The sequence below is a fragment of the Mycobacterium sp. TH-M103 genome (assembly GCF_057473785.1).
On the sequence record NZ_JBYCLG010000328.1, the window covers coordinates 1 to 9,612 of the forward strand.

Annotated in this window: 9 protein-coding genes; 2 read left to right on the plus strand and 7 right to left on the minus strand. The window is 71.7% G+C overall.

What is annotated here, in order from left to right; all coding sequences use genetic code 11:
* Nucleotides 1–16 precede the first annotated feature (16 nt).
* The 6 genes from AC2VOR_RS18240 to clpS all read right to left on the minus strand — a co-directional run bounded on the left by AC2VOR_RS18240 (nt 17) and on the right by clpS (nt 4,355).
* The gene (locus tag AC2VOR_RS18240; protein WP_369737665.1) at nt 17–799 is read right to left on the minus strand and encodes a cyclic nucleotide-degrading phosphodiesterase; all 783 of its coding nucleotides are present in this window, start codon (nt 797–799) and stop codon (nt 17–19) included.
* Nucleotides 800–884: 85 nt separating this feature from the next.
* Nucleotides 885–1,712 (minus strand): glutamate racemase, encoded by an 828-nt coding sequence (gene murI, locus AC2VOR_RS18245; RefSeq protein WP_369737664.1) that lies wholly within the window; start codon nt 1,710–1,712, stop codon nt 885–887.
* Nucleotides 1,709–2,386, minus strand: coding sequence for a rhomboid family intramembrane serine protease (locus tag AC2VOR_RS18250; protein ID WP_369737663.1), 678 nt, complete (start codon nt 2,384–2,386; stop codon nt 1,709–1,711). The genes murI and AC2VOR_RS18250 overlap by 4 nt, the downstream gene beginning before the upstream one ends.
* A gap of 4 nt (nt 2,387–2,390) precedes the next feature.
* Nucleotides 2,391–3,434, minus strand: a complete 1,044-nt coding sequence (locus AC2VOR_RS18255; RefSeq protein WP_486964262.1) for a P1 family peptidase — start codon at nt 3,432–3,434, stop codon at nt 2,391–2,393.
* Between the two features lie 11 nt (nt 3,435–3,445).
* Nucleotides 3,446–4,033 (minus strand): oxidative stress transcriptional regulator AosR, encoded by a 588-nt coding sequence (aosR, locus tag AC2VOR_RS18260; protein ID WP_369737662.1) that lies wholly within the window; start codon nt 4,031–4,033, stop codon nt 3,446–3,448.
* A 16-nt stretch (nt 4,034–4,049) separates the two neighbouring features.
* Nucleotides 4,050–4,355: an ATP-dependent Clp protease adapter ClpS gene (gene clpS, locus AC2VOR_RS18265; protein WP_369737661.1), complete on the minus strand. Its 306-nt coding sequence runs from the start codon at nt 4,353–4,355 to the stop codon at nt 4,050–4,052.
* Nucleotides 4,356–4,422: 67 nt separating this feature from the next.
* On the opposite strand from clpS, the gene AC2VOR_RS18270 reads away from it, so the two are divergent.
* Both AC2VOR_RS18270 and AC2VOR_RS18275 read left to right on the plus strand, forming a co-directional pair.
* On the plus strand, nt 4,423–5,730 hold the full coding sequence (locus AC2VOR_RS18270) for a nicotinate phosphoribosyltransferase (RefSeq protein ID WP_369737660.1): 1,308 nt from the start codon (nt 4,423–4,425) through the stop codon (nt 5,728–5,730).
* A gap of 9 nt (nt 5,731–5,739) precedes the next feature.
* Nucleotides 5,740–7,776, plus strand: a complete 2,037-nt coding sequence (locus tag AC2VOR_RS18275; protein WP_369737659.1) for an ATP-dependent DNA helicase — start codon at nt 5,740–5,742, stop codon at nt 7,774–7,776.
* Nucleotides 7,777–7,786: 10 nt separating this feature from the next.
* On the opposite strand, the gene glgP is transcribed toward AC2VOR_RS18275, so the two are convergent.
* Nucleotides 7,787–9,612, minus strand: a 1,826-nt coding sequence (gene glgP, locus AC2VOR_RS18280; protein ID WP_486964261.1) for an alpha-glucan family phosphorylase, incomplete at its 5' end; no start/stop codon positions are given.

Here is a 9,612-nt window from a genome sequence, read left to right on the forward strand (position 1 = left end):
GCCTGCGGCCGGGCGCTCAGACCCGTTCGGAGCGGCGGATGTCGAACGTCTCGCCGCACACGACGGCGTGCACCGGGCCGTCGAACTCGGCCTTGGCCTCGCTGATCACGTCCTCCCGCGAGGTCCACGGTGGGATGTGCGTCAGCAACAGCTCCCGCACGCCGGCCTGCGCCGCGGCCCTGCCGGCCTCGGTGCCCGACAGGTGCAACGCGGGCGGGCGGTCCGGCGAATGCGTCCAGGAGGCCTCGCAGAGGAACACGTCCGCATCGCGCGCGAGTTCGACGAGCTGGTCGCAGACGCCGGTGTCGCCGCTGTAGACGAACGACGCGCCGGTGGGGTCGGTGACCCGCAACCCGTACGACTCGCACGGGTGAGCCACCACCCGTGGCACCACCGTCAGTGCGCCGAACGTCACGGGTTCGCCGTCGACCCAGTGGCGGACGTCGAAAATGTCGGAGCAGTCGTCGATCTCGCCGCCGTAGGGTGAGGACGCCGCCCCCAACCGCGACCAGGTATCGCTGGGGCCGTACAGCATCGCCTTGCCTTCGGGGCGGATCGGGTGGTACCGGCGCCAGACGAACAGTCCCGGCATGTCCAGGCAGTGGTCGGCGTGCAGGTGCGACAGCAGCACGTGTACCGAACTGGGATCGGCGTAGCGCTGCAACGCACCCAACACGCCGCCGCCGAAGTCGAGCACCAGCGGCGGGGTGTCCGGCGCGCGGAGCAGGTAGCCCGACGCAGGCGAATCCGGGCCCACCACGCTGCCTGAGCAGCCGAGCACGGTGATTCGCACGGACACTACTGTGCCATGCCCGGTACTACCATGACGAAAACATGGCCGCATTTATGTGACCAGAATCTCCCTCGCCATCGGCGCTCGGACGCTAGCGCTCGGACGGGTGGCGAAGCGGCCGCACCCCCGTCACCGACGGACCCAGGAACCGCGCCGCGAGTTTGGTGAACGCCTCGGGGTCGCCGGTGGCCTCGAACACCCGGCTCGCCGGCGGCGCGCCGGGACGCTCGGGGTGCGGGCGCAACAAGTCTCGTTCGGTGAGCACCCGAAGCACCTCCTTGGCGGTTTCCTCCGCGCTCGAGACGAGCGTCACGGTGTCACCCATCGCCAGCTGGATCAACCCGGACAGCAGCGGGTAGTGCGTGCAACCCAGCACCAGCGTGTCGACCCCGGCGCGCTGCAACGGCTCCAGGTAGCCCTCGGCCAGCCCCAGCACCTGACGTCCGCTGGTAACCCCGCGCTCCACGAAGTCCACGAAACGCGGGCAGGCCACCGCGGTGATCTCGGCGTCGCGGGCGGCGGCGAAGGCGTCCTGGTACGCGTGCGAGGCGATGGTCGCCTGCGTCCCGATCACCCCGATGCGGCCGTTGCGGGTGGTGGCGACCGCACGCCGCACCGCCGGCAGGATCACCTCGACGACGGGCACGGCGTAGCGTTCGCGCGCATCGCGCAGGCATGCCGCCGAGGCCGTGTTGCAGGCGATCACCAGCGCCTTGACGCCGCGGTCGACCAGGTCGTCGCCGATCGCGAGCGCGTGCGCGCGGATCTCGGGAATGGGGAGCGGCCCGTAGGGGCCGTGCGCGGTGTCGCCGACGTAGATGATGTCCTCGTCGGGCAGCTGGTCGATGATGGCCCGGGCCACCGTCAGCCCGCCGACACCGGAATCGAAGATCCCGATGGGAGCCAGGGACGAGATCACGCGCTGCGCCGCTGGGTCGAGGCCTTCTTGACGGCACGTGCCTTGCGCTCCGGGGCGGACAACGCGTAGGCGGCCACCACGCCGGCGACCGCTCCGCACAGGTGGCCCTGCCACGACACGCCGCCGCACCTGCCCAGCACCGGCATGGCGCCGAGCAGGATGCCGCCGTAGACCAACAAGACCACCAGGCCGATGATGATGTCCCACACCCGGCGCACGAATATCCCGAACACGAGCAGAAAGGCCAGCCACCCGAAGATCAGGCCCGAGGCCCCGATGTGGTCGGTGGGGCCGCAGCTGCTGCCCAGGTCGCCGATCAGCCAGGTACCGAACCCGCCCACGATCCAGACGATCGCGGTGGCCCAGACGAAGCGCGACAACCCGAACAGCGTCATGAGGAATCCCAGCACCAACAGCGGCACGGTGTTGGCCATCAGGTGTTCCCAGCCGGCGTGCAAGACCGGAGCGAACACGATGCCCCACAGGCCGTCGGCCTGCAGCGGCCTGATGCCGTTGGAGTCCAGCGAGTGCCGCGTCAGCTGGTCGATCAGTTCGACGAGGTAGAGCAGCGCCACGAAGGTGAGGATCGTGGCCGCGCCGACCATCCACGCCGGCCGCGACGCCTCCCGAGGCGCCGGGGTGCCCGACCTTCCCCCTCGTCTGGTCATGCGCATCCCCTCATCGGCCGAACGCTCCGGGCAACATGCCGCGGTAGGTCGGTATTCCGGCCACCGACTCGGCACCGAGCACACCGGCCAGCACCGCCCGCGCCACGCAATCGGCGGCCGCGGCGCCCAGCTCGCTGACCAGCCCCGCCTCCGGGGAGAAGGCGGCGGGCGTATCAGCCGCGAGCGGTACCTCGAGGGCGCCGGTGGCCAGCGCGAACACCGTGTCGCCGTCCAGCGGGGTGTGCGCCGGGCGCACCGCGCGGGCCAGGCCGTCCTGGGCGGCGGTGGCGAGGCGCCGGCAGGCCGCCGGGCTGAGCGCGGCGTCGGTCGCCACGACGCCGATCGTCGTGTTGAGAGGATTGTCCAGCGGGCTCAGCTTGGGCGGCAGCAGCGCGAACGCCTCGACCTGTTCGGGCGGCGGCGGCCGCAGCGCGAACTCGCGGATCAGGTCCGCCATCCAGGGCAGGCCGGTGGCCCGGTCGGCGACATCGCCCGCGGAGTTCACCACGACGATCGCGCCGACGGTCACGCCGGACGGCAGCGTCGTCGAGGCCGTCCCGACGCCGCCTTTGAGCACCCCGGCCCGCGCCCCGACCCCCGCGCCGACCGTGCCGACCGCCGGCACCGCCTCACCACCCCGGGCGGCCTCACACGCCGCATAGCCGAAGTCGGCCGTCGGCCGGCGGTCCCAGCCGCCCACCGGGAGATCGAAGATCACCGCACCGGGCACGATGGGCACCACCCCGCCCTCCATCGCGACACCGCGTCCGCGTTCCTCCAGCCAGCGCATGACGCCGTCGGCGGCGGCCAGGCCGTAGGCGCTGCCACCGGCGAGCAGCACCGCGTCGACGAAGCGCACGGTGTTGGCGGGATCGAGCAGATCGGTTTCCCGGGTGCCCGGTGCGCCACCGCGGCAGTCGACCGCGCCGACGGTCCCGGGCGGGGTGAGAACCACGGTGACGCCGCTGGCCCATCCGGCGCCCGGCGACGCGTCGGGATCCAAGCGGTGGTGGTGGCCGACGCGGACGCCTCCGACGTCGGCGATGGAGCCCAGCGGCGGCGCCGTCAAGTTGACCGGGGACCCATCAGCACCAGGACCAGGTATTCCTGCAGGACCGTCAGCCACTGGTAGACGTCGAAGTGGGAGGCCAACGGGTGGTCGGGCGGCAGGCGATCGGGGCCTTGCGGCCCGATGTCGAGCATCACGCCCAGCGTCAGCCGGATGTCATTGACCGCCGAGACCCAGGCGTTCGCCTCGTCCTCGGTCAGCTCGAACTTGCCGGCCCGGGCCGGGATGGTCTTCAACAACTGTTGCGCTGCAACGCGTTTGGCATCGATGATCTCCGGCTCATGCAGGCTGCGCAGCGCGGCGTTCAGGTCTTCGGGAACCTCGGGCGAGGGCTCGTCCTCGGCGTCGGCCCGGTAGAAGTCAGGCAGCAGGCGGCGCAGCGTCGGATCGTGCGGCGGCTCGGAGTTCCCGGTCTTCATGCCGGTGATCTCTTCGAGTTCGTCTGCCGGAGCGGAGGATTCGCGCTCGTCGAGCAGGCCGATCATCGCGCTGACGAGGTTTCGGAGCAACTCGGCCTCGTGGGTGGCCAGGGAGGACCGAAAGCGAGGACCCTCGGGGGTCTCGACGCGCTTCCATTTGCGCACAGGGAATCGGGTGCCCTCACCGGTCCTGCTGCAGGGTCGCCCATAACCCCGCGGCGTGCAGTTTGGATACGTCGGCTTCCATCGACTCCCGGCTGCCCGCCGACACCACCGCCTTGCCCTCGTTGTGCACCTGAAGCATCAGCTTGGTGGCGTGTGGCTCGCTGTAACCGAACAACTTCTGGAACACATACGTGACATAGGTCATCAGGTTGACCGGGTCGTCCCACACGATCGTGACCCATGGACTGGCCGTCACGTCGACGGGGTCAGCCTCGCGTTGTCCGGTAGTGCCCGGTTTGGTGGGCGCTGACGCAACAACCATGGCTCCCAGGATAGCGAGCCCCGCATCTGAATACCGAACCCCGCACGGGGGCGGATACCGTAACGGAATGATCGACCCGGTCCCCGCTGGGCTGTTGACCGACAAGTACGAGTTGACGATGCTGGCGGCGGCGCTGCGCGACGGCACCGCCGCGCGACGGACCACCTTCGAGCTGTTCGCGCGCAAGCTTCCGCCGGGGCGCCGCTACGGCGTGGTCGCCGGAACCGGGCGCCTGCTGGAAGCGTTGCCGCACTTCAGCTTCGACGACGACCAGTGCCGGCTGCTCGCCGAATTCCTCGATCCCGACACGGTCGGCTACCTGCGGGACTTCCGGTTCGGCGGCGACATCGACGGCTATGCGGAAGGGGAGCTGTACTTTCCCGGGTCGCCCGTGCTCTCGGTCACGGGCAGCTTCGCCGAATGCGTGGTGCTCGAAACGCTGGCGTTGTCGATCTTCAACCACGACACCGCGGTCGCGTCGGCGGCCGCGCGGATGGTCAGCGCCGCCGGCGGACGTCCGCTGATCGAGATGGGATCGCGCCGGACCCACGAGCACGCCGCGATCGCCGCGGCCCGTGCCGCCTACATCGTCGGCTTCGCCGCCACCTCCAACCTGGAGGCCCAGCGGCGATACGGAATCCCCACCGAGGGCACCGCCGCGCACGCGTTCACCATGCTGCACACCACGCAGGACGGACCTGACGAGCCGGCCGCGTTCCGCGCCCAGGTCCGGGCACTGGGCGTCGACACCACGCTGCTGGTGGACACCTACGACGTGACGGCCGGCGTGGCCAACGCCGTGGCGGCCGCCGGCACGTCGCTGGGCGCGGTCCGGATCGACTCCGGCGAGCTGGGCGTGCTCGCCCGCCAGGCGCGTGCCCAGCTCGACGAGCTGGGCGCCGGCCGGACGCGGATCGTGGTGTCCGGCGACCTCGACGAGTTCTCCATCGCCGCGTTGCGCGCCGAGCCCGTCGACAGCTACGGCGTCGGTACCTCGCTGGTGACCGGCGCGGGCGCCCCGACCGCGTACATGGTGTACAAGCTCGTCGAAGTGGACGGCATGCCGGTGCAGAAGCGCAGCACCCACAAGGAATCGCACGGCGGCCGCAAAGAGGCGCTGCGCCTGTCGCGTCCGAGCGGCATCGTCACCGAGGAGGTCGTACACCCGGCCGGACGCCCGCCCACGGTGGGCGAACCGTCCCGGCCCCTGACCACTCCCCTGGTCCGCGGCGGCCGCGTCGTCGCGGAAACGGGCGCCTGCGCCCTGGCCCCCGCACGCAAGCTGGCCGCGGCCGGCCTGCGCAGCCTGCCGTGGGAGGGGCTGGCATTGGCGCCCGGCGATCCGGCGATCCCCACCAGCCAGATCCCGGCCTGAGCGCGAACAGTGACCACCTCCGACGCCTGCCCGAGCGTGCCGGAGCTGCTGGCCGCCGCGGTGGCCGGGCTCGGCGGCAGTGAACGCCAAGGCCAGCTCGAGATGGCCGTCGCGGTGGCGCGCGCCTTCGATACCGGCGAGCACCTGGCCGTGCAGGCCGGCACCGGCACCGGTAAGTCGCTGGCGTATCTGGTCCCCGCGATCGTCCGCGCCGTCAGCGACGAATCGCCCGTCGTCGTGTCCACGGCCACGATCGCCCTGCAACGTCAGCTCGTCGACCGCGACCTGCCGCGGCTGGCCGAGTCGCTGGCCCGGACGCTGCCCCGCGCGCCGCGGTTCGCGCTGCTGAAGGGCCGGCGAAACTACCTGTGCCTGAACAAAATCCACAATGGAAGCGCCATCGACGGCGAGCCTGAGGACAGACCGCAGGAGGAGCTCTTCGATCCGGTGGCCGCGACCTCGCTGGGTCGCGACTTGCAGCGGCTCACCGCCTGGGCGTCGACGACCGACTCGGGCGACCGCGACGACCTGCGGCCCGGCGTTCCCGACCGGTCCTGGTCGCAGGTCAGCGTCTCCGCGCGCGAATGCATCGGCGTGGCTCGCTGCCCCTTCGGCGGCGAATGCTTCTCGGAACGGGCGCGTGGCCGCGCCGGCGGCGTCGACATTGTGGTCACCAACCACGCGCTGCTGGCCATCGACGCCGTCGCCGAATCGGCGGTGCTGCCGGAGCACGCGCTGCTGGTGGTCGACGAGGCGCACGAGTTGGTCGACCGGGTGACGTCGGTGGCCACCGCGGAGCTGACCCCGGCCACCCTCGGGGCGGCCACGCGCCGGATCGCCCGGATGGTCGGTCCGGAACTGACCCAGCGGTTGGAGGCGGCCACCGCCAACCTCGCCGCCGCGATCCACGACGCGCGGCCCGGCCGCATCGACCGACTCGACGACGAGCTCGCGACCTACCTGACGGCGCTGCGCGACGCGGCGAGCGCGGCACGCTCGGCGATCGACGCCACCGGCCCGGTGCGGGCTGACCCCGGAGCGGCATCGGCCCGTGCCGAGGCGGTCGCCGCGCTCGGCGAGATATTCGACACCGCGTCTCGCATCCTTGTCTCGTTCGCTCCGGCCATCCCGGATCGGACCGACGTGGTCTGGCTGGAGCACGAGGACAACCGGGGTTCGCCGCGGCCCGTGCTGCGCGTGGCGCCGCTGTCGGTCTCCGGCCTGCTGCGCGACCGGGTTTTCTCACGGTCGACGACCGTGTTGACGTCGGCGACGCTGACGGTCGGCGGGTCCTTCGACGCAATGGCGGCCGCGTGGGGCCTGACCGGATCGGAGCCCGGCGGCGATCCGACGTGGCCCAAATGGCGGGGTCTCGACGTCGGGTCGCCGTTCGAGCACGCCAAAGCGGGAATCCTCTACGTCGCCGCCCACCTGCCGCCGCCCGGTCGCGACGGCACCGGGTCGGCCGAGCAGCTCACCGAGATCGCCGAGCTCATCACCGCCGCCGGCGGGCGCACACTGGGGCTGTTCTCGTCGATGCGGGCCGCCCGGGCCGCCGCCGAGGCCATGCGCGAACGGTTGTCGACACCGGTGTTGTGTCAGGGCGACGACAGCACCTCGGCGCTGGTCGAACGTTTCAGCGCCGACCCGGAGACCTCGCTGTTCGGCACGCTGTCGCTGTGGCAGGGCGTCGACGTGCCGGGCCCGTCGCTGTCGCTGGTGCTGATCGACCGCATCCCCTTTCCCCGGCCGGACGATCCCCTGCTGGGCGCGCGGCAGCGGGCCGTCGCCGCCCGCGGCGGCAACGGTTTCATGGCGGTGGCCGCCAGCCACGCGGCGTTGCTGCTGGCACAGGGGTCCGGCCGGCTGCTGCGTCGGGTGACCGACCGCGGCGTCGTCGCCGTACTCGACTCTCGAATGGTCACGGCCGGCTACGGCGCCTACCTGCGGGCCTCGCTGCCGCCGTTCTGGCCGACAACCGATGCCGCCCAGGTGCGGGGGGCGCTGGAGCGGCTACGCACCGCGCCCGACGGCGTGCCGGCCTGACCGTAGGCGGTCATCCGGCCAGGGCCACCAGACCGAGCTCGGCGCTGCCGGCGAGCATCGGATGGCGGGGCAGCACCCGCACCGTGTATCCGACCGCACCGGCCATCGGCAGTGGCGTCGTCGTCGCGAACACCGCTTTCCCGCCGTCGGCGCTGCCGGTGTGCGGCATGTCGACCGTCACCGGGTCCTGCAACACGTCGCTGGAGTCCACCCGGCCGAGCACCGCCTGCACGGCCACCTCGTCGGGCCGCAGTCCGCCCAGCCGCACGGTCGCGGTCAGGGTCAGCTTCGACCCGAGCAGCGGGGTGTCCGGCAGGCCGGTGCTGTCGACGTCGGTGACCTCGATCTTGGGCCACGCCTCCTCGACGCGCCGACGGTAGACGGCCAGCTCCCGCGCGGCGCCGAAGGGCTTCTCGCCGCCGATGGTCTTGCGCAGCGACTGCGCCGCGGGCATGTAGTACTGCTCGACGTAGTCCCGCACCATTCGGGAGGCCAGCACTTTGGGCCCCAGCGTCTGCAGGGTGTGGCGCACCATCTCGACCCACCGCGGCGGCACCCCGTGTTGGTCGCGCTCGTAGAACTTCGGTGCCACCGCCTCTTCGAGCAGCGTGTAGAGCGCGTTGGCCTCCAGGTCGTCGCGGCGCACCTCGTCGGCCAGCCCCGTGGCCGACGGTATCTCCCAGCCGTTTTCGCCGTCGTACCACTCGTCCCACCAGCCGTCGCGGATGGACAGGTTCAGTCCGCCGTTCAGCGCGCTCTTCATCCCGGAGGTGCCGCACGCCTCCAGGGGACGCAGCGGGTTGTTGAGCCAGACATCGCAGCCCCAATACAGCAGCCGGGCCATCGACATGTCGTAGTCGGGCAGGAAGGCGATGCGGTGGCGCACCTGCGGGCGGTCGGCGAAGCGCACGACCTGCTGGATCAGCGCCTTGCCGCCGTCGTCGGCGGGGTGGGACTTCCCGGCCACGATCAGCTGGATCGGCCGCTCCTCGTCGAGCAGCAGTCGTTCCAGCCGGTCGGGATCGCGCAGCATCAGGGTCAGCCGCTTGTAGGTCGGCACCCGCCGGGCGAACCCGATGGTCAGCACGTCCGGGTCGAAGGCCGTCCCGATCCAGGCCAGCTCGGCGTCGGCCGCGCCGCGCTCCCGCCACGACCGGCGCAGCCGCGCCCGCACGTCCTCGACCAGCAGCGAACGCAACTGGGAGCGGATCCACCACAGGTGGCCGGGGTCGACCTGCTGCAGCCGCTGCCAGACCGTGGGTTCGCTCAGCGAGTCCGAGCCGGCCAGCTCGCGACCCAACTCCAGCCACTGCGGCGCGGCCCAGGTGGGTGCGTGCACGCCGTTGGTGATCGAGCCGATCGGGACCTCGCCCCGGTCGAACCCGGGCCACAGCTCGCTGAACATGGCGCGGCTCACCCGCCCGTGTAGCAGGGAGACGCCGTTGGCGCGCTGGGCCAGCCGCAGGCCCATGTGGGCCATGTTGAACTTGGCCGGGTCGGCCTCGGCGCCCAGTTCGAGAATCCGGGCGGTCGGCAGGCCCGGCAGCAACGTCGCCTCGCGTTGGTCGTCGAAGTAGCGCTGCACCATCTCTAGCGGGAACCGGTCGATTCCGGCGGGCACCGGGGTGTGGGTGGTGAACACCGTGCTGGAGCGGACGACGGTCAGCGCGGTGTCGAAGTCCAGTCCCGAGTCGGTGACCAGCTCACGGATGCGCTCCGCACCGAGGAAGCCCGCGTGCCCCTCGTTCATGTGGAATACCTCGGGCGCGGGCAGGCCCGCGTTGGCCGTGAACGCGCGGATCGCCCGCACCCCGCCGACGCCGGCCAGGATCTCCT

Excerpts from the sequence above, each read along its gene's own strand:
- AC2VOR_RS18250 (WP_369737663.1), bottom strand. The coding sequence starts at position 2,386 with ATGCGCATGACCAGACGAGGGGGAAGGTCGGGCACCCCGGCGCCTCGG.
- clpS (WP_369737661.1), bottom strand. The coding sequence starts at position 4,355 with ATGGTTGTTGCGTCAGCGCCCACCAAACCGGGCACTACCGGACAACGC.
- AC2VOR_RS18270 (WP_369737660.1), top strand. The coding sequence starts at position 4,423 with ATGATCGACCCGGTCCCCGCTGGGCTGTTGACCGACAAGTACGAGTTG.